Annotated in this window: 29 protein-coding genes; 6 read left to right on the top strand and 23 right to left on the bottom strand. The window is 59.3% G+C overall.

Going from position 1 to position 16,208, the window contains the following annotated elements; all coding sequences use genetic code 11:
* Nucleotides 1-105: 105 nt before the first annotated feature.
* The 23 genes from ACE04A_RS00145 to ACE04A_RS00035 form a co-directional block, all read right to left on the bottom strand.
* The gene (locus ACE04A_RS00145) at nucleotides 106-1,101 is read right to left on the bottom strand and encodes a site-specific integrase (protein ID WP_485819747.1); all 996 of its coding nucleotides are present in this window, start codon (nucleotides 1,099-1,101) and stop codon (nucleotides 106-108) included.
* A gap of 230 nt (nucleotides 1,102-1,331) precedes the next feature.
* Nucleotides 1,332-1,571 (bottom strand): pyocin activator PrtN family protein, encoded by a 240-nt coding sequence (locus tag ACE04A_RS00140; protein ID WP_046803617.1) that lies wholly within the window; start codon nucleotides 1,569-1,571, stop codon nucleotides 1,332-1,334.
* A gap of 82 nt (nucleotides 1,572-1,653) precedes the next feature.
* Nucleotides 1,654-1,992 (bottom strand): hypothetical protein, encoded by a 339-nt coding sequence (locus tag ACE04A_RS00135; RefSeq protein ID WP_448717961.1) that lies wholly within the window; start codon nucleotides 1,990-1,992, stop codon nucleotides 1,654-1,656.
* Nucleotides 1,979-2,158, bottom strand: coding sequence for a hypothetical protein (locus tag ACE04A_RS00130; RefSeq protein ID WP_448717962.1), 180 nt, complete (start codon nucleotides 2,156-2,158; stop codon nucleotides 1,979-1,981). Before ACE04A_RS00130 ends, ACE04A_RS00135 begins: the two co-directional genes overlap by 14 nt.
* A complete protein-coding gene (locus ACE04A_RS00125) occupies nucleotides 2,155-2,433 on the bottom strand; it encodes a hypothetical protein (protein WP_448717963.1) in 279 nt (92 codons plus the stop codon). The genes ACE04A_RS00130 and ACE04A_RS00125 overlap by 4 nt, the downstream gene beginning before the upstream one ends.
* A gap of 42 nt (nucleotides 2,434-2,475) precedes the next feature.
* Nucleotides 2,476-2,841 carry a hypothetical protein gene (locus ACE04A_RS00120; protein WP_485819746.1) on the bottom strand — a complete coding sequence of 122 codons (366 nt, stop codon included), beginning with the start codon at nucleotides 2,839-2,841 and terminating at the stop codon, nucleotides 2,476-2,478.
* Complete coding sequence (locus tag ACE04A_RS00115) at nucleotides 2,831-3,628, bottom strand: hypothetical protein (RefSeq protein WP_485819745.1); 798 nt, start codon at nucleotides 3,626-3,628, stop codon at nucleotides 2,831-2,833. Before ACE04A_RS00115 ends, ACE04A_RS00120 begins: the two co-directional genes overlap by 11 nt.
* Nucleotides 3,625-4,164, bottom strand: a complete 540-nt coding sequence (locus ACE04A_RS00110) for a hypothetical protein (protein WP_485819744.1) — start codon at nucleotides 4,162-4,164, stop codon at nucleotides 3,625-3,627. Before ACE04A_RS00110 ends, ACE04A_RS00115 begins: the two co-directional genes overlap by 4 nt.
* Nucleotides 4,161-4,406, bottom strand: a complete 246-nt coding sequence (locus ACE04A_RS00105; RefSeq protein WP_485819743.1) for a hypothetical protein — start codon at nucleotides 4,404-4,406, stop codon at nucleotides 4,161-4,163. The genes ACE04A_RS00110 and ACE04A_RS00105 overlap by 4 nt, the downstream gene beginning before the upstream one ends.
* Nucleotides 4,406-4,711: a hypothetical protein gene (locus tag ACE04A_RS00100; RefSeq protein ID WP_485819742.1), complete on the bottom strand. Its 306-nt coding sequence runs from the start codon at nucleotides 4,709-4,711 to the stop codon at nucleotides 4,406-4,408. Before ACE04A_RS00100 ends, ACE04A_RS00105 begins: the two co-directional genes overlap by 1 nt.
* On the bottom strand, nucleotides 4,708-5,379 hold the full coding sequence (locus ACE04A_RS00095; protein ID WP_485819741.1) for a hypothetical protein: 672 nt from the start codon (nucleotides 5,377-5,379) through the stop codon (nucleotides 4,708-4,710). Before ACE04A_RS00095 ends, ACE04A_RS00100 begins: the two co-directional genes overlap by 4 nt.
* Nucleotides 5,380-5,383: 4 nt before the next feature.
* Complete coding sequence (locus tag ACE04A_RS00090; RefSeq protein ID WP_454695712.1) at nucleotides 5,384-5,539, bottom strand: hypothetical protein; 156 nt, start codon at nucleotides 5,537-5,539, stop codon at nucleotides 5,384-5,386.
* A 39-nt stretch (nucleotides 5,540-5,578) separates the two neighbouring features.
* Nucleotides 5,579-6,664 (bottom strand): RNA-directed DNA polymerase, encoded by a 1,086-nt coding sequence (locus tag ACE04A_RS00085; RefSeq protein ID WP_485819740.1) that lies wholly within the window; start codon nucleotides 6,662-6,664, stop codon nucleotides 5,579-5,581.
* A gap of 259 nt (nucleotides 6,665-6,923) precedes the next feature.
* Nucleotides 6,924-7,310, bottom strand: a complete 387-nt coding sequence (locus ACE04A_RS00080; protein WP_448717245.1) for a four helix bundle protein — start codon at nucleotides 7,308-7,310, stop codon at nucleotides 6,924-6,926.
* Nucleotides 7,311-7,347: 37 nt separating this feature from the next.
* Complete coding sequence (locus ACE04A_RS00075; RefSeq protein WP_448717244.1) at nucleotides 7,348-7,752, bottom strand: Lcl C-terminal domain-containing protein; 405 nt, start codon at nucleotides 7,750-7,752, stop codon at nucleotides 7,348-7,350.
* Nucleotides 7,753-7,795: 43 nt separating this feature from the next.
* Nucleotides 7,796-8,365, bottom strand: a complete 570-nt coding sequence (locus ACE04A_RS00070; RefSeq protein ID WP_485819739.1) for an Lcl C-terminal domain-containing protein — start codon at nucleotides 8,363-8,365, stop codon at nucleotides 7,796-7,798.
* 44 nt (nucleotides 8,366-8,409) lie between these two features.
* Nucleotides 8,410-8,922 carry a single-stranded DNA-binding protein gene (gene ssb, locus ACE04A_RS00065; protein WP_485819738.1) on the bottom strand — a complete coding sequence of 171 codons (513 nt, stop codon included), beginning with the start codon at nucleotides 8,920-8,922 and terminating at the stop codon, nucleotides 8,410-8,412.
* A 669-nt stretch (nucleotides 8,923-9,591) separates the two neighbouring features.
* Entirely contained in the window at nucleotides 9,592-9,876 is a 285-nt protein-coding gene (locus tag ACE04A_RS00060; protein ID WP_448717236.1) for a hypothetical protein, read from the bottom strand.
* Nucleotides 9,877-9,937: 61 nt separating this feature from the next.
* Nucleotides 9,938-10,390 carry an Lcl C-terminal domain-containing protein gene (locus ACE04A_RS00055; protein WP_448717237.1) on the bottom strand — a complete coding sequence of 151 codons (453 nt, stop codon included), beginning with the start codon at nucleotides 10,388-10,390 and terminating at the stop codon, nucleotides 9,938-9,940.
* 597 nt (nucleotides 10,391-10,987) lie between these two features.
* Nucleotides 10,988-11,152 carry a hypothetical protein gene (locus ACE04A_RS00050; protein ID WP_448717238.1) on the bottom strand — a complete coding sequence of 55 codons (165 nt, stop codon included), beginning with the start codon at nucleotides 11,150-11,152 and terminating at the stop codon, nucleotides 10,988-10,990.
* A gap of 390 nt (nucleotides 11,153-11,542) precedes the next feature.
* Complete coding sequence (locus ACE04A_RS00045; RefSeq protein WP_485819737.1) at nucleotides 11,543-11,731, bottom strand: hypothetical protein; 189 nt, start codon at nucleotides 11,729-11,731, stop codon at nucleotides 11,543-11,545.
* 81 nt (nucleotides 11,732-11,812) lie between these two features.
* Nucleotides 11,813-12,223: a BPTD_2524 family lipoprotein gene (locus ACE04A_RS00040; protein WP_485819736.1), complete on the bottom strand. Its 411-nt coding sequence runs from the start codon at nucleotides 12,221-12,223 to the stop codon at nucleotides 11,813-11,815.
* 50 nt (nucleotides 12,224-12,273) lie between these two features.
* Nucleotides 12,274-13,371 (bottom strand): S24 family peptidase, encoded by a 1,098-nt coding sequence (locus ACE04A_RS00035; protein ID WP_485819735.1) that lies wholly within the window; start codon nucleotides 13,369-13,371, stop codon nucleotides 12,274-12,276.
* A gap of 76 nt (nucleotides 13,372-13,447) precedes the next feature.
* Here ACE04A_RS00035 and ACE04A_RS00030 point away from each other — a divergent pair, with 76 nt between their 5' ends.
* From ACE04A_RS00030 to ACE04A_RS00005, 6 genes are all read left to right on the top strand, one after another.
* The gene (locus ACE04A_RS00030) at nucleotides 13,448-13,726 is read left to right on the top strand and encodes a helix-turn-helix domain-containing protein (RefSeq protein WP_485819734.1); all 279 of its coding nucleotides are present in this window, start codon (nucleotides 13,448-13,450) and stop codon (nucleotides 13,724-13,726) included.
* A gap of 74 nt (nucleotides 13,727-13,800) precedes the next feature.
* Nucleotides 13,801-14,238, top strand: coding sequence for a phage regulatory CII family protein (locus ACE04A_RS00025; RefSeq protein ID WP_485819733.1), 438 nt, complete (start codon nucleotides 13,801-13,803; stop codon nucleotides 14,236-14,238).
* Complete coding sequence (locus tag ACE04A_RS00020) at nucleotides 14,238-14,645, top strand: Ref family recombination enhancement nuclease (protein WP_485819732.1); 408 nt, start codon at nucleotides 14,238-14,240, stop codon at nucleotides 14,643-14,645. The genes ACE04A_RS00025 and ACE04A_RS00020 overlap by 1 nt, the downstream gene beginning before the upstream one ends.
* On the top strand, nucleotides 14,642-14,935 hold the full coding sequence (locus tag ACE04A_RS00015; protein ID WP_485819731.1) for a hypothetical protein: 294 nt from the start codon (nucleotides 14,642-14,644) through the stop codon (nucleotides 14,933-14,935). The genes ACE04A_RS00020 and ACE04A_RS00015 overlap by 4 nt, the downstream gene beginning before the upstream one ends.
* Nucleotides 14,932-15,654: a phage antirepressor KilAC domain-containing protein gene (locus ACE04A_RS00010; protein WP_485819730.1), complete on the top strand. Its 723-nt coding sequence runs from the start codon at nucleotides 14,932-14,934 to the stop codon at nucleotides 15,652-15,654. The genes ACE04A_RS00015 and ACE04A_RS00010 overlap by 4 nt, the downstream gene beginning before the upstream one ends.
* Before the next feature lie 8 nt (nucleotides 15,655-15,662).
* Nucleotides 15,663-16,208: replication protein (locus tag ACE04A_RS00005; RefSeq protein ID WP_485819729.1), on the top strand; the 546-nt coding region annotated here is incomplete at its 3' end.

The raw sequence follows: 16,208 nt of genomic DNA, 5'->3' as shown, positions 1-16,208 counted from the left end.
GGCGGCAGTACGGCCTGCGTCCCTGGTCGGTGGTTTCGCCGTGCCAGTGGGTACAGGTCCAGCACCCGCCGAGCTTTGGGGGCATGGGCTTGAAGTAGGACATTGCTATCTGTGCAGAGATTCGGGCCGGATCTGGGTATAGCGGCGTAGTTGATTCCAGCTACGGTGCCCGGTAAAGATCGCGACCTCCTGGATACCATAGCCCATTTCGAACAGACGGCTAGTGCCTTCGTGGCGCAGGTCGTGGAACCGCAGATCCTTAATTCCCAGGTGTGCGCAGGCGCGGGGAAACGTCGAAGAGATGGTTGCTGCTTTGTAAGGGAAAATTCGGCCCTTGTGGGGCTTCGGCTGACGCTGGATGATTTCCCAGGCAGCCGGTAGCAGCGGGACAACCTGATGGTTGCCGGCCTTGCGCTTGGGGTCTTTGCGGTCGCGGATGATCACCGTCTTCTTCTTGGTGTCCACGTCTTCCCAGGTAATCGAGAAGATCTCGCCCGCCCGCATGGCGGTAGCTATGGCGAAGTCGACAATGTCCGCCATGGGTAGCTTATAGCGCTCGGACGTGTTGAAGTGGTCCTTCAGCGTCTTGAGTTCCTCGGCGGTGGGTCGCCTGGTTCGTTCCCGTGGGGTCGTTACGACCCCCAGCATCTTGAACGCTTCGCGGGCGTCCCTTATCGGGTCGCCAAGGAACGAGAAGTCCCAGAGGCTGCGTGCTACACGTAGCACTGTGTTCAGGTAGGAAAGCTCCATGGACCATGTGGGAGGCGCGACTCCGCGCTTCTTGGTGTATTCGATTATTCTTGCGCCAGTCAGCCCGGACAGGGTGACAGCCCCAAGCTCAGCCCGTAGCACCTTGAAGGATTCCTTCTTAGCGTCGCCCATCCGGTGAACTTCACGTTCGTATCGGTCCAGGAGGTCGCCCACGGTCGTGACGCCCAGAGGTTTGGTATCCTTGAAGTCACCCCGTTCTATCTCAGCCTCTATGGCCGTGGCCCATCTATTGGCCAGTGCCTTCGTGGTGAAGGTCTTGGTTTGGGTGGGGTGCCCCTTCTTCCGCACCTGGGCGCGCCACTTGCCGCCTATCTGAATTATCGAAGCCATTCCGTAGCGATCTCGTAGCACTGATAGCAGGAAACGGAGTGTAAAGCAGGTATTGGGCGGGAAGCAATGGGAACGACAAACCTACGTATGTCCTTGAATTTTAAGGTAAGTGCTTGATTTCTAACGACTGGCGGCTGTGCGTCGCCCCGATGATTGATGGTAAGTTCATTGGTCGGAGAGCCGCATAAAGCCTGGGTTGTAGCAAACCGCGTAGCACTGCCGTAGCACTGCTAAACACGGGTTGCCTCGTACTCCAGCTTGGCGGACTCGCGCATAGCGTCAAGGTATGCGGCCACGTCCCGCAGGTCGGCGTAGACGTTTCGACCCTCCTTATATACAGGGACCGGCAGTTCACCGGCAGACTTCATGTTCTGCGCCCGGTGCAAACTGACCCCCATGAAGTCGGCCAACTCGGCCAGGCTTAGTCGGGGCTTCTGGTACTTCGCGAGCAGCAGGAATTCGCTGTTCATATCGCCTCCAAAACGAAGCCCGCGCTAGGCGGGCTGTTTCATCCAATTCTTGCGGGTGGTTCTGAGCATCTGCTCAATAACGTCAGTCACTGCGGGTCTTTCCTATTTCTGCTGCTGCTCGGACGACGGCGCGGCGGGTGGCAGCGTAGGGATCGTCGCCGATCTTTTCTCCGCACCCTTTCCCCAGGCGGTCGACCAGAGCGTCCACGACGCCACGATATTGAAGGAACTGGCGGATATCTATCTGTAGCTTCACCGACAGCCGCAGCGCGTCGCCGTCGTCGGTGAGCGGGTTCCACGATTCCTCGCTTCTGCTGCCCGGCTCGGACGCTTGCATCAGACTGCCCCCGTCAACCTTGACCCAGTGGTATTCGAGTCCAGCAGCCTTCGCCGCCAGTTCCAGCAATTCACGATCTGTCATCTTCCTTCTCCGGATTAGCCTTCACCCACTGTCTCGCCCAGCGCTCCATCAGTACGCCCGCATGCGACCAGTTATCAGCGTATCGGTCGATCAGGTGGAATGCGATGGCGGGGTCACGCTTGGACCAGTCGTCGGTTTCAGGGTCGATTTCGGGCAGCATGGTCATGTCCGCTCCTTTGCCATGGCGGCGTCTAGATCGGTTGCCAGAGCATCATTCGCTATGTCGCGAGCTTCATCGATTTCGGCCCAGTCGGCACCGTATACCTTGTCTTCGATGGCGGCGATACGTTGCAAGGCGATGCGAAGGTCTGGTGCGCGCAGCCCATCCCGCGCCATCGCCACCAGCGCATCCCGCTCGGCTCGCGACAGGGTGACCGCTTCGCCATCCGCCTTGCAGTACGTAGGCCGCTGCGCGATTGCTTCAATTTCGTCTTGGGTCATCTTCGCTCCATTAATCGATCAAAGTTCCGACTTGTGCGTGCTTTATGAGCCATGTCCGCCTCCGTCCGTGCGGGGGTGCTGGGCGGCAATCTCGGCAGCGGCCCGCACGATGGCACGCCGGGTGGCCTCGCATTCGCCCTGGGCATCGTTGATTCGCTCTTCAATGGAGCGGTTAGCGGATGCCGCCTCGTCGAACCAGCAGACCTCGATCATCGAGTCCAGGAAGGACATATCCAGGCGCAGGCGCACTGCCAGGCGGAGCGCGTCTGCGTTTGCGTTCAGCGGATTCCACCATTCCTGGTCCGCGCCGGTTCCGATAGAAGGCAGAACGCCATTCAGCCCGCGCCAGTGGAAATCGTATCCAGCGGCCTGCGCCGCCAGCTCCAACAGTTCGCGATCAGTGCGCATCGCTATCCCCTTGCTTCTGCGCGGCCAGTTCTCCGGAATTTCCGGATGACTGCCCGGCCAGGGCGGCGCGGGCCGCCTCAAAACGGCACAGGAGCTCATCAGCATTGGACAAATCCAAAATCGCCTTTGTGACGACCTGCGTTGCTTGCCGAGATCCGACCCAAACCGTCACGCCCGCGTACTCCGCACCCTTCGCGCAATCCCCGCCGTCCTTGTCAGCCTGGGTCTTGAGGGCGCGCAGACCCTCCGCGATTTCGGCCAGCTCGGCGCTGTATTCCTCTTTGGCGGTAGCACCATCGCCACGGCCAAAGCTCCATGCGCCCGTGTCGGATTCCATGTGGCCGTGCGCATGATCGAAGTCATGCCGGCGTTTGTCGACCCACGCGGCCGCCTGTTCGATACCGGAATTGCGTGCCTCGGTCTGTTCGGCCTGCCACTTCCTGTAGCGTTCCAAACTTCCCTTCGCGCTGGGCTTTGGCGCGGTGATGCCCTGATGCTCGTCCAGCCAATCTTGCACCTGGCCGCCTGACCACATCTTGCGCAGGTGGGTGGGGAACAGGATGCGCACCGCCTCGCTGGCCTGGGGCGCGGCATATCCGGAAGCTTCGCGGGTCAACTCTGCGACTTTCACAACGAAGCGGTGAACGGTCGTGCCGCCGCCCCAAGGCTTAGGGCCTGCCAAGCGGTAGCCGCTGTCGTTATCGCCGATGTAGAGGGATGGGCCTTCGACGCCGCTGACGACTTCCATCAGCGCGTAGCCCGGCTTCAGTTTCTGATCACCGTTCATGGCCGCTCCTTATCGTCCATAGTGGCGTTGCGATTGGGAGCGGCATAGAGCGGCTCGCTCGTTACCTGGAAATCGATGCTGTAGGCCTTGCCGGGGATGCCGAACGGGTTATTCGACGAGGCGGTGACCTTTTCGCTCAGCGGTTCACCGTGTTCATCGTGCAAGGTATGCAGCCACCGCACCGGCTTTTGCGCCTCCCCGGCTACAGGGGCGCTTGCTAGGGCAGCGGACAATTGATCGCGCCAAGTGTCGCCGTCATCGCCTGCCGGTTCGTTGTCGTAGATGAACAACTCCAGCGGGGTTAGTGTTTCGTCGCGACCTCTCTTGGCGGAAATCTGTGCCCATTCGGGAAGCTCGCCCGCCTGCACGCCCTCCGCGCGCAGCTTGGACAGCAGGGCACGAGCGATGCGGATTGCCTGATCCCGGTCAACGTCGATGAATCGTGCATCGTCTTCCTGGTTCCCAACGACATCGGAAAAAACTTGCAGGATGTCGTCATCCGTCAGCCCAGGCTGGGCGGCGTTGTTCTCAGTCATGTCCTTTCCTTGGTGGTGGGCTGGGCGGCGGTGATGCGTTCCGCGCAGCGCATGCCGATTGCGAAGCCGATCCACATCGTGTCGGTGTCGCGGTCCATGTAATAGGCAAACTGTTCGTTGATTTCCATGACTCCCAGCGGCGTATTCGCCTTGAGCGACGGCGTGTCGTTGACCGCGCGTTCGAAGTAGTCGCGCATGTCAGCTACAGTGATGCACCCTGGCTTGTCCTTGATGGTCAGCATCACGCCTCTCCCTTCTGCTGGGCAATGGCGGCGTACTGGTCCTTGCCGTACGCTTCGTGTGCGTAGGTCGTTGGGAAGGCCCCCCGGGTACCTTCCGGCACCATCACGTAATGGCACGAGTATCCGGATTCCGGATGGGCTGGGATGCGCTTGGTCCAGTAGTGCTTCGGCATGCCGAGTGGCCAGTCATAGCCGTCTGCACGCGCTTGCCGCATGAATTCGTGCGGGTCGTGGTGACCTCGAGACATGAGGATGTATCTGTCGTCGCCCACGTTCTCGATATCCAGGGGGTACGCTTTAGTCATCGCTCAGCTCCTTTGGTCTTGGCCAGCTTGTCCAGCTTGCTATCCCATTCGGCCCGGCCGAGCGCGGCATCGCCCCGCAGAACCAGGATGCAGTCGGACACCGCCAGCCGATACCGCGCCGCATCGAGCGCGCCCACCTTGGCGGCAATGGCCTCTTCCAGCGACACCAGGTCGCGGCGGAAATGCACCGGGTCATGGACATAGCCGAAGCGCGCGCACAGGCTGCGATGGAAATTCTTGTACTCGCCGTAGATCTGCAAATGCTGCATCCGCTCGCTCTGCAATGCTCTGGCGAGGTTCTTGGCGGCATCTGCTGCGCTACCGGAGCCACCGCAATGCGTGCAGTCGATGTCCACGTCATGGGCATCGGGGCTGTTGTCGCTCAGAACGCTTATGCGACCGCCGCCGTCGCATTCCGGGCAGTAGGGCGACATGCCGGAATCGTCCTGTTCCTCCCCCGTCGCTCCGGTGGGTATAGGGTGCGAGGTAGGGGCGGGAACCGGGACGAGTTGCACGGCGGTGTACGGTGCGCAGTTCGGGAACAGTTGCGCCGACTCTGCGGCGGTCTCGCGCGCATCCTCTTCGCAGGTGCAAAGCGTGGCCGCGCCATGCGCGTCAACGGCGTACCAGCGGGCGTCTATGCCTCGGCTACTTTGGTTCGTGTTCATGCTCTCAAATCCCGGGGAAGAAAAACTCCACCGCTCGGTGGCAGATGTAGAAGATGGCGGCGTTACACAGCAGCAGCCCGATAAAGGCGCCCGGTAGACCCAGGGCCATCACGAGATTGACTACAGGGTCATCAGGCTCAGACGCGTCTTTGGGTTCCATCTGGATCTCCAGGGGGTGGATAGGGGGCGCCCGAGAGGGCTACCGATAGGCTTTGGATAGATCGGCGCTTACGCAGTGGCCACGCTTTCTCAATGCGTTGGCTATAAGCGCGCTGTCGTGCCGTCCGTCGGCGTGGCGCAAGAGTCCGAGATAGCTGTTTCCTGTCTCGAAGACTTTTTCTTGGGGCAGAGTCTCGATCCGCTGTAGCGCCGTGCGCACAGACCGGCGGCGAACTTCTCGTCTCCACGGCTTGATGACGTATCCGGCGAAGTCGACGCCGCGGCTAACCGGCTGGATGATGGTTTTGCGAGGGTTCAGTGCGAGACCCAACTTCGGCAGATAGGCGTTGACCGAAGCCAGGGCCTGCGTCAACCACTGCGCCGAGGGGTGCAGCAGAACAAAGTCATCCACGTATCTGACGTAATGGCGCCCGCGAAGACCGTGCTTGACGTGCTTATCCAGTCCATCCAGCAGGATGTTGGCGAAGAACTGCGATGACAGATTGCCGATTGGCAAGCCGCAATGGTCCGGCGCTTCACCGAGCCGCTTGTGCTTGGGTACCAGCGCCAGGGTGGAGCGGTTACCGCGCACCTCCACGTCAGGCCTTGGATCGTGGAACAGGATCTGGGCTGCCAGCCGGCGCCACCAATGTTCTGGAATCTTTCCGCCCACCCGAAGCCAGAGACTGCGCTTGTCGATGCTCACGAAGAAGTTAGCCAGGTCCGCCTTTAGGTACATTGCGGGCCGCGACCAGTTCTGTGTTGCGCTGCGGACTTTTGCCTCTAGTCGTTGGGCGGCGTAAAGGGTGCCTCGGCCAGGTATGCAGGCGCATGAATCGGCGATGAACCCCGCCATGAAGCGCGGGGCGATCTTGTTATAGAGAAGGTGATGAACCACCCGATCCCGGAAATCAGCCGCCCAGACTTCGCGCGGCTTGGGATGGGTGATCACGAAGCAGATAGAGCGGCCGGGGCGGTACTCGCCGCTCCGGAGCTCTTCGTCTAACTCGACCAGGTTGCGCTCCAGGTTCATTTCAAAGCGCAGGGCGCTGGCCGTATTCCTTTTGAGCCGGCGGCAGTCGAAGTAAGCCTGCACCAGCTCCGCGAACGAATGGCTTGAATCCATAGAAACTCCGAGCATGATTTGCGGACGGGACGAACCCGGAACTCGTTGTTGCGGTTCCAGTTGTTGACGTTGCCGTTCTCGAAATTCACCGCCCAGGCGTTGTAGGAGCCGTAGGGCGAGACATCACGCTATCCACGTCGCCCCGCCGAAGGCTTGCCGGATCAGCGGGGAAACTGCGCGGGACCTGATCGGCCTGAGCCGCTGGTTTCCTCTAATGCGCATATCGGTGGCCTTGTGGGCCAGCGGCGTGACCAGATCATTAAGCGCGTTGACCCTGCCGCCGTGACGACGGGGCAGCAAGCGCGTTCTCGGAGTGTTTCAGCCATCCTGTAGCTTGGCGGCCAATGCTCTCGGTAAGTCCGATCGCCTCGCCGTACTGCCCGCGAGAGATCAGCCGGAGATCTGCCGCCAGCCTTAAAGACAGGTTCGCCGCTTCAACACCTTCCCGAAGAATTCGGATGATGGGCGGCCTGTCTGATGCCGAATTGGCCCGATACACCAGCATGACCAGATCAAAGCACTGCTGACGCAGGCCGGCCCCAAAGTCGGCCTTGTAGTTCCTGGGCATGTTGGCCACCAGCTTCGTGACCAACAGGCTCAGGTCATAGGTAACCTTGAATATCTTGGTGTCTGTGTGTAGGGCCATGGCATCGGCGGGCTACGCCCGCAAAGGGATGAAGCGATTAAGCGATGATGCTGCGGACGGGACGAACCCGGAACTCGCCGCTGCGGCCCCAGCGGTAGACGTAGCCGTTCTCGAAATCCACCGCCCAGGCGCGGTAGGAGCCGTAGGGCTTGGCCGTCCAGTACCAGTCGTCCTTGTCGAACAGTTCCGGCACGTTGATAAAGGCCAGCATCATGTCTTCCTGATCGGGGGCGCGCCAGTCAGAATGGCCGTTCATTTCACCCCGTTCGGCGATGGCCGAGGCCTGCTTGTCGAAGTCAACGTCGACCAGATCGAATTCCATGCCGCCCGGAATTACGATGTGATGTGCGACACCGTCTATCAAGCGGGATCCGATGAAGACGCCGCCCTGTTCGGGCCATTCTTGCCCGATAGCGGGCGCGGTCGTTGCGGTAGCGGTCATGCAAGTCTCCTGCGGGCTGCGCCCGCTTAAAGGGGTAAATGGATCAATAGGTGAATCTGCGGACGGGACGAACCCGGAACTCGTAGTAGCGGCGCCAGCGGTTGACGCGGCCGTGCTCGAAATCCACCGCCCAGGCGGAGTAGGAGCCGTAGGGCGTCGAGGTCCAGTAAGGCTTGGGCTGGAACAGGTGCGGCAGATTGGCCGCAATGATCTGCATCTCACGCTTGGCCGGCAGATAGAAGTCGGCGTGGTTATCAGCGCTGTATGCCTTGGCCGCTCTCGCTGCCGGATGCGACTTGTCGTGGCGAAGAAGCGCCGTAGTGTTGACCGAGCCATCCCAGTCGCTCGCCTGGCGTTCGCCGTCGTCCGGCCCCCAGGCATAAACGCCGCTCAGATCTTCGGCGGCAGCAACGAGGCCGTACACCACGCCGTCATCACCAAGGATGTCGCCGGCGTAGATACCGCCCTGACCGGGCAGGTATTCACCGATCTTCGCCTGAAGGACGGGTTGAGCGGGGCGAGACGCAAGGTAGCTGCTCAACGCGCCGAGCAAAGTGGAGGCGGGAATTTCCAGGCGCAAACCGCCCGGATCCAGCGGGATCATGTTGTTCATTGCCTTCCTTGGTAATTGCCCGGACAGGGCGCGTGGGGACTGCTTTACAAATAGTGGGCCTTGCGACCACCAAAAGCAGCGAAGGGGATGTCATCGTCCATATCGGCGGCACCGCCACCGGACGACGAGGAAGGGGAAGGGGCCGCAGACGAACGGCGGCGAGGCTTACTATCGGTCCCATCGGGGGCATCCGCCGCATGGCCTCCGTGGTCGTTAGAGTCCCGGCCTCCCAACATTTGCATCTGATCAGCCACCACTTCGGTGCTGAAACGGTCAGCGCCGGTGTCCTTGTCTTGCCACTTGCGCGTCTTCAGACGGCCTTCGATGTAGACCGAACGGCCTTTCTTCAGGTACTCGCCGGCGATTTCAGCCAAGCGGTTGTACATGACGACGCGGTGCCATTCGGTTTCTTCGCGGCTCTCGCCCGATGCCTTGTCCTTCCAGGTGGAGGTGGTGGCGATGGACATGTTGCAGATTGCAGCCCCTTCCGGGCTGTAGCGGACTTCCGGGTCGCGGCCCAGGTTGCCCACGAGAATGACTTTGTTAACCGATGCCATGCCTAATCCTCTATGGGGGGCGCGAGGGCGGAATGCACTTCCCGAGCCAGGTAGTCCAACGTCAAATCGTTGAATATGGTGACGCCGCAGGGTATCGATTCGATCTCTGACTCACTGCTATGCGTAGGTAAAAGGGCATCCGAGGACCGCCGGCGAATGCGCCAAAGCTCCCCGCCGAGTGATGCCAGAACGTAAGCCCCTTCATTCGGGTAACGGACGTCGGTTATGCAGATTCGGCAAAAACCTGCCCTGAATAGGGCGTTGACACGGTCATTCGTGCGGTCTGTCCAATACGTATCACCGTGCAGCGCTCTGCGATACTCCGTACCCCATAGCCTCATAATCTCCCGCGGAGACCGGCGCTTTGATATGTCTTCGCCCATACTCTTCATACGAGAGATGAAGCCGCTGTCACTGCACTTTGAGATCCGCATTTGGTCAGACGGGGACTCTTTTAGCATTCGATCTGAAAGAACGAACGGGTCTACCGAGAACGCCTGAATGACTTCATCACGCAATGCATCCGCGAAGGCCACACGGGCAAAGCCACGCGTTTCGGCCAAAATTGCGGCGCAAGTGTCTTTTCCGGCGCCGGCGCGCCCGACGAGTCCAACAATGCGGTACTGCGGGAGCGGGGCTGGGGGCGGGATGTGGCGCATTTGTTCAACCTCATCGTTGGGCCAGGTACTCGGCATAAGGGGAGTCGGGAACATCTGCCACCAGGATTTGGCCGTCTGCGTTTCTCCATAGGCAGGAGTACTTTTTCGTTTCAGGCGCTTGCAAGAGTTCACCGGTCTTGCCGCAACTTCTGGCGATGAGCTTAGTTCTCCGGCTGTCGTCTTCGGCGAAGAGACGTGCATCCTTTGCGCCCAACTTCTGACCAAGAGCGAACGAAGTTCCGATCACTATCGAGAAACCCAGGGCCACCAATGTGGCCAAAGTGGTCGATTTCATAGGAATTTCTCCGATATAACTGCGGGGGGGCGCAGCCGCGCCCCCAAAAGGGATGAAGCGGTTAAGCGATGATGCTGCGGACGGGACGAACCCGGAACTCGCCGCCGCGGTCCCAGCGGTAGACGTTGCCGTACTCGAAAAGCACCGCCCAGGCGCTGTAGGAGCCGTAGGGCGTCGAAGTCCATACATAGCCGGCGTCTTCGTTGAATCCTTCCACTGCCACGATCTGCAAGAGTTCGCGATGGGACGGCAGGTAGAAATCCTTGCGACCGTCAGCCGAGTGTTCGGAGGCGACCAGCGCGGCGCGGTGCTGGCCGCGTTCCAGAAGCTTGCGAGTGTTCTCAGCGCCATCGATGTCGGAATAGCCTTCCAGGTCATCCCCGTAGCCGCCAAACTCGAAATCACCCTCCAGAAGGGAGGCCGCCGCAAACAGGTGGCGGCCTTGCGCCGTCTGGCCGATGTAAATGCCACCCTGGCCTTCGGCGTACTGGCCGACTACAAATTGCTCTTTCATTGAAATATCTCCTAGTCGCCCAGTTAGGGCCATGGTGTTAAAGGTCATTCTCACTCCCGCCAGACGGCACCACGCCCCGGATAAAGCACCGGTTTGTCGTACCCGTTTTCGCGTGTTGAAAGTTGACGGTGGCGCAGCGCGGCTAAGACGCTGCCGTGGTGCCGTCTGGAGGGAGCCCCGGCCTTTAACGTCGCCGGGACGGACGTGACGGCTTACAGTTTCGGCTTCTCTGCCACCCCTTGCGGACACCAATGCGCCGGGGAGTGGTTCCATGTTTCAGGTGCCTCATGGGCTGCTGCCATCAAAAGAACCCGCTACAGCGGAGTAAGACTGCCTCGCACAGTGCGCGCACTTCTAGCCGACCCTTGCGGGCGCAACGGGTTCTCTTGATAGCCCTGCTCCATCACCCGGCACAGGGTTAGTTAATGCCGCAGTAGGCGAACAATCCGCTTACCGCTTTCGTTCGGCCTATTGCAGTGTTTGGCAATGGCGTGCCAGAACTTCAGATCCCGGTGCTGCCGCCGCCGGAACTTCCGATCACGGAACAATCGGCGTTCGGTAGAGCGTGAATTGAGGGCCATGTGCTGTCTCCAGTGTTCATTCAGCATCAATGCGCTTCTTGAGGATGCGGACTTGTTGCGTGAGGTCGGCGATCTTGATTCGCAATTCGTCCTCTGCTTTCTGGACCTTCATCCGGCCGTACGTCACACCCCAGACGAATCCGCCCAACACCCAGAGAATCATTAGTAAGGCGTCTTCCATCGGCAATCTCCTTTTTCATGCATCAGCCAGCGCTCATAGAACGGGCTGGTGAATGTGGCCTCAACCGAGGCCATATCCTCTTCCCTTGCTCGCAGCGTCCACGTCTCCCAAGGGGGTACTCGTCGTGGCGATCCGGTCCACCAGGTTGCAGCCCTGGCTAGGCAATTCCCTTCTCACGCGACCCGCACTGCGGTCATTCGGGCTAACGGGCGTCAGGTGGCGCCATAAACCTGCCTGAGTACTGCTGCATCCGACTCGCTGCTGGCCTGCGGCCTAACCCGTGAGTCGTTAAGAGGATATTAGGCGACGCCTAATCGTATGTCAATAGGCGACGCCTAATAATTTGGGCATAAAAAAACCCGCACACGGCGGGTTGCTGGGCGCGGCGGTTTACCTGAGCCTTGGCGGCAGTGCCGGGACGGCCCCACCGAAGATCAGGACGAAACAGCCGAATAGAACTACTAGGATGGTGGCGACCGAAAAGAGCTTGGCAATCACCGAAACGTCACCCTTTCCGAGCATGTCGACCATGCGGGTGAGGATGTAGGCGCCCATCATCAGGCCGATTGCAGGTATCACTGTGCAGCTCCTGTTGAATGATTGCTGATTGTAAGACTATGGTTCGATATGACAATAAAAAAGCATCCGGCAGGCGGTCGACTATTGGTACTTCCGATATGAAGGGCTGCGGCACGTGTTCTGCCCCGTCTCAATAGAGGTCCGAGCTGCCTGCAATTCTCCGTCGTCCCAAATGCCAACGCCCCAGACGGTAATAGTTACCTGCGAGCGGCCCTCTGCTAGTTGTTTGATGTCGATGAGCTCTAGAGGCTTTCCAGAAGCGGGACTGTTAACCCTAACGATCCCTGTCTTGGTATCGTGATATAGATTGCCTGTGACGATCTGGTCAGGTATCTGGAGGCAATGGCGAGGATAGGCGTCCGCCCTACGATATGTCTCTTGGTATGTGCCGGCCACTTCAAACGTCTGGGTTGGATCGGTTCCATCGTGCGAGATGCCGAACGCACAGCCCCCAAGGCTGATCAACGCAGTACAAAGAAGCAGTTTTCTCATCTGGTCACATCCAATTTAAAAGAGGGTTGTTCCTGCTGAAGCGCTCAAACTCAGTACCGCGCCCATTGTCCAGATTCGTCATCTCGAAGTCGGGCCCCAGCCCATACAACCTGACCAAGCACACGGGCAGGATGCCCATTTTCCAGTGGGATATCGGGGTAGGCTGGGTTGAACGACCGAGCTACCCACCGCCCCGTCAGCTTATCCTTGGCCACTGTCTTCACGATCATCTTGCCGTCATAGTTGATGGCATAGACGCCACCGCCAGCCAAGTCGCGCAGCGTCAAGTCTTCGTTCGGGACAACGAGCAGGGCGGCGCCATCTTTTATGACGGGTTCCATACTGTCGCCTTTTGCATACACCACGCGAGCCTTACCGGCGTCGGCGCCCACAGACCGTAGGAACGATCTACGGAACTGGATCACGCCGGTTTGAGTCTCGTCGTCGTTCTCAATTCCATCCCCCGCGGCCAATCGAACATCTGATAGTTCCGGAACCTTCTCGAACTTGTCGTTTGCGGCGTGCGGCTCGCCCGGTCCTACATTAGCCACCACGCCCTCCTGCGTGCTGATCCGAAGCTTGGGTTCGCGCTCTGCTTGATGCGTAGTGCGTCCGCCCTCCCAAGGAGCCGGCAACCCGGGGATACGCATGGGGAAAGCGTCGTCAGCGTGGTCCATGTCGACCAAACCGCCTGGCTTGTGCTCGCGAAGGCGCACGGCGACGTCTGGAGACGGGGAAGGAACGGGGCGAGAAACCGTAATGCCAAGCTTCAGTTGCGCAATAGCCAGCGCCATTGCGCCTTCTAACGCGCTCAACTGGCTAGCTGGCAACGCTCGCACATCGGTCTCCGGGATCGAGGCAAAGGGCCAAGCTTCGCGTGCCTCATTTCTTGTGACGTCCGTGGGCGTGCCCATGTCGGGCCACGCCTTTAATCCCCAGTGCTCCGGCCCCGCGACGTCCGAGAAGTAGCGCCATAGCTCGGGCAATTTGTCTTTTGATATGGAGCCCTTTTTTATCCAGTCATGGATAGAAGGGGGTTTGACATTGAAGTGGCGTGCAATCGCCGCCTGCGAGGGCACAGCCCCGCTAGCAATCTTCTTTTCAATGGCTGCCTTAATCGCAGCTCCTAGGTCAGTTCCATTAAGCATTGCCTAACTTTCGCCTTGTGGTGCCACATTAGGCAATTCCTATTGACAAACATTAGGCGACGCCTAATAATGTGGCATGGATACGAAAAACCGTCATGAAGCGCTTTATCGCGCCTGCCAGATCGTAGGTGGTCAAGCGGCATTGGCCAGGATTCTGGAGGTCACCCCTGTGACCGTAAACCAGTGGGTCCATCTACAGCGGCCAATTCCATCTGAACGGTGCCCCGATATCGAAGAGGCGACGAGTCGTCAGGTGATGTGCGAGGAACTTCTTCCGAGCTTTCGCTGGGACGTGCTCCGTAAATCCGCCAGGGCGAAGAAAGCCAAGCAGGAATCTTCGGTTGTTGCTTCGTAGAGAAAGTTGAGTTGTTCCATGCGGTGAATCTTAATTGTGCACCGCCATAAAGAATATGTTCGGAGTCTGTCCCCATGAACACTAAAGATGCCGCGTACCACACCGTCCACGACTATGAAGGCGGAAGTGAATCATTGGGTCCCCGAGTTGGCATTTCGGCCGCTGTGCTGCGCAACAAGGTCAATCCGAACAACGAGACCCACCACCTGAGCTTTGAAGAAGCGCAGCGCATCGCCGGTCTGACGGGCGACTTCCGCATGTTGCGCGCTTGGGCTCATCAAGCAGGCTTCCTTCTGATCAAGGCCCCCAAGGGTTGTGACTCGGATATGTCCGTGCTGGAAGGTGTCGTGGAAGTTGGCGTGGCACACGGCCAGTTCATGCAGACCATTCACACCGCGCTCGCAGACGGACGTGTCGACCACAGCGAGATCAACGTTATCCGGCGCGCTGAACGTGAGCTGCAGACGTCTGCTGCCACTGTCACGCAGCGTATGGAAGGGATGGCCGGGTGATGAAGGGACGCGCCCCCACCGCCACCGAAAAGAAGTTCCACGACATGCTCTGCAGCGTCGTTGGGTGCGCGGCATGCCGATTTGGTCACAACATGGTCACTCACCACGTGAGCGTCCATCACCAAAGGGGGCGCGTTCGACCCTTGGCGCATTACTTCGTCCTGCCTCTCTGCGCGGGCCATCACCAGGTAGGAACAGGCGCCGGCTGGATGACCGCCGTTCACCCTGATAAAGCCCGGTTCGAAGAACGCTACGGAACGCAGGAACATCTTCTTCGCCTATGCGTCCTGTTCCTTCTGGCTTCCGGCCCGAACGTCCCTGAACTTGCGCTTACTGCCGCCGAGGTGGATGCCGATGCTGTCTATCGTCTGGCCGCGCTTCGCCAATCCGGGGGCGCGAAGCCATGAACGTGCACGGATACACCATTCCCGATGCAGCTATCGATGCAGCCACCGAGTTCATGCGCACTGGCGTGACCTTCGACTGCAAGAAGCTGGGGAAGGTGATTGGACGCCATTTTGAATTCCAGAAGGGCGCCATGAGCTCTGAGGGCTACCGCACGGTCTGCCTGGATGCTGCCCACCGCCTGATGCGCGAAATGCGTACAGAGCTTGATTTGGTTCGTCGCAGCGCATTCCGAACCGAACACCACCATTACCGCTGGCGGGTGACCGCTCAACCGCTGGAGCAACGATGAACGCACTCATCATTTCCACCACGGCTATCCGCCAAGACCATGAAGGCCGCTACAGCCTGAATGACTTGCATCGCGCTGCGGGCGAGGAAGTCCGCCACCGCCCTGGTATCTGGGTCCAGAACCAACAGACCAAGGACTTGGCCGCCGAGATCGAGATAGACGGAATTCCGTCTATCCAATCAAAACAAGGGCTTGGCACGTTCGTCTGCAAGGAACTGGTTTATGCCTATGCCATGTGGATCAGTCCTGCATTCCAACTGCGGGTCATCCGGGCTTTCGATTCACTGAGCGCGGGGGCGCAGGACGTTCCTCAAGATTTCGCCGCAGCGCTTCGTCTGGCGGCGGACCAGCAGGAAGAGATTCAAAGCCAGCGCCGCCAACTGCTGGAGCAGCAGCCGAAGGTCGAATTTGCCGAAGCAATCCGCAAGACAGTGGATTCGATCAGCATCGCTGACATGGCGAAGCTGCTGGGAACAGGCCAGAACCGCCTATTCCGCCAGCTTCGCGCAGACCACGTCTTGCTGCCGGACAACAAACCTTATCAAGGGTACTTGGACAGGGGCTACTTCCGCCTGGTTGAGATGCCCTGGCGCGATGAGGACGGATGCGTCCATGTTTCGTTCAAGACGCTTGTGACAGGGAAAGGGCAGGTCTGGTTGCAGCGCAAGTACGCGGCCAGGCCAACCGCTGACCTGTGCACCCTTGAGGCCTACGCATGATTCCCGCCATGTCAGCCGTCATTCTTCCTATGCCGAACGTACCTGCCGCCTCGCCCCAAGTGGAGGACGGCTATACCCGTATCTCCAATGAACTGCTGGGGGCGCTGGTACTGGCTGACTTGACCAAGCAACAGTGGGAGGTGTTGATGGCCATCATCCGTAAGACATACGGGTTCAACAAGACGGAGGACGACATTGCCTTGTCGCAGCTGTCTACGATGACTGACGGCGACCGTGGCAACCATAGCCGGGTGATCAATAGCCTGGTTGAGCGGCGCATTCTGAACCGCGCCAAAGGGCGCCACAGCTTCACCCTGGGGCTTAACAAAGACTATTCGCAGTGGGGGCTGAAGAACGGCCGTGCAGAACTGGTGCGGACGCATTGGAGAGGCGTTTCATCTCTTTCTACTGTTGTAACTCCTACAACAGCAAATGAGGATCAGGGTTGTAAGTCCTACAACTCTACTGTTGTAGAACCTACAACTTTGGGGTTGTCAGACTTACAACCACAAAAGACAACTCCAAAAGAAACTATCAAAAGACAAAAAGAAGAA

Source organism: Achromobacter colocynthidis (assembly GCF_057334535.1).
This window is presented reverse-complemented; position numbering and strand designations above follow the sequence as displayed.

Coding starts and splice junctions, on each gene's coding strand:
- ACE04A_RS00145 (WP_485819747.1), bottom strand. CDS start 1,101: ATGGCTTCGATAATTCAGATAGGCGGCAAGTGGCGCGCCCAGGTGCGG.
- ACE04A_RS00140 (WP_046803617.1), bottom strand. CDS start 1,571: ATGAACAGCGAATTCCTGCTGCTCGCGAAGTACCAGAAGCCCCGACTA.
- ACE04A_RS00135 (WP_448717961.1), bottom strand. CDS start 1,992: ATGACAGATCGTGAATTGCTGGAACTGGCGGCGAAGGCTGCTGGACTC.
- ACE04A_RS00130 (WP_448717962.1), bottom strand. CDS start 2,158: ATGACCATGCTGCCCGAAATCGACCCTGAAACCGACGACTGGTCCAAG.
- ACE04A_RS00125 (WP_448717963.1), bottom strand. CDS start 2,433: ATGACCCAAGACGAAATTGAAGCAATCGCGCAGCGGCCTACGTACTGC.
- ACE04A_RS00120 (WP_485819746.1), bottom strand. CDS start 2,841: ATGCGCACTGATCGCGAACTGTTGGAGCTGGCGGCGCAGGCCGCTGGA.
- ACE04A_RS00115 (WP_485819745.1), bottom strand. CDS start 3,628: ATGAACGGTGATCAGAAACTGAAGCCGGGCTACGCGCTGATGGAAGTC.
- ACE04A_RS00110 (WP_485819744.1), bottom strand. CDS start 4,164: ATGACTGAGAACAACGCCGCCCAGCCTGGGCTGACGGATGACGACATC.
- ACE04A_RS00105 (WP_485819743.1), bottom strand. CDS start 4,406: ATGCTGACCATCAAGGACAAGCCAGGGTGCATCACTGTAGCTGACATG.
- ACE04A_RS00100 (WP_485819742.1), bottom strand. CDS start 4,711: ATGACTAAAGCGTACCCCCTGGATATCGAGAACGTGGGCGACGACAGA.
- ACE04A_RS00095 (WP_485819741.1), bottom strand. CDS start 5,379: ATGAACACGAACCAAAGTAGCCGAGGCATAGACGCCCGCTGGTACGCC.
- ACE04A_RS00090 (WP_454695712.1), bottom strand. CDS start 5,539: ATGGAACCCAAAGACGCGTCTGAGCCTGATGACCCTGTAGTCAATCTC.
- ACE04A_RS00085 (WP_485819740.1), bottom strand. CDS start 6,664: ATGGATTCAAGCCATTCGTTCGCGGAGCTGGTGCAGGCTTACTTCGAC.
- ACE04A_RS00080 (WP_448717245.1), bottom strand. CDS start 7,310: ATGGCCCTACACACAGACACCAAGATATTCAAGGTTACCTATGACCTG.
- ACE04A_RS00075 (WP_448717244.1), bottom strand. CDS start 7,752: ATGACCGCTACCGCAACGACCGCGCCCGCTATCGGGCAAGAATGGCCC.
- ACE04A_RS00070 (WP_485819739.1), bottom strand. CDS start 8,365: ATGAACAACATGATCCCGCTGGATCCGGGCGGTTTGCGCCTGGAAATT.
- ssb (WP_485819738.1), bottom strand. CDS start 8,922: ATGGCATCGGTTAACAAAGTCATTCTCGTGGGCAACCTGGGCCGCGAC.
- ACE04A_RS00060 (WP_448717236.1), bottom strand. CDS start 9,876: ATGAAATCGACCACTTTGGCCACATTGGTGGCCCTGGGTTTCTCGATA.
- ACE04A_RS00055 (WP_448717237.1), bottom strand. CDS start 10,390: ATGAAAGAGCAATTTGTAGTCGGCCAGTACGCCGAAGGCCAGGGTGGC.
- ACE04A_RS00050 (WP_448717238.1), bottom strand. CDS start 11,152: ATGGAAGACGCCTTACTAATGATTCTCTGGGTGTTGGGCGGATTCGTC.
- ACE04A_RS00040 (WP_485819736.1), bottom strand. CDS start 12,223: ATGAGAAAACTGCTTCTTTGTACTGCGTTGATCAGCCTTGGGGGCTGT.
- ACE04A_RS00035 (WP_485819735.1), bottom strand. CDS start 13,371: ATGCTTAATGGAACTGACCTAGGAGCTGCGATTAAGGCAGCCATTGAA.
- ACE04A_RS00030 (WP_485819734.1), top strand. CDS start 13,448: ATGGATACGAAAAACCGTCATGAAGCGCTTTATCGCGCCTGCCAGATC.
- ACE04A_RS00025 (WP_485819733.1), top strand. CDS start 13,801: ATGAACACTAAAGATGCCGCGTACCACACCGTCCACGACTATGAAGGC.
- ACE04A_RS00020 (WP_485819732.1), top strand. CDS start 14,238: ATGAAGGGACGCGCCCCCACCGCCACCGAAAAGAAGTTCCACGACATG.
- ACE04A_RS00015 (WP_485819731.1), top strand. CDS start 14,642: ATGAACGTGCACGGATACACCATTCCCGATGCAGCTATCGATGCAGCC.
- ACE04A_RS00010 (WP_485819730.1), top strand. CDS start 14,932: ATGAACGCACTCATCATTTCCACCACGGCTATCCGCCAAGACCATGAA.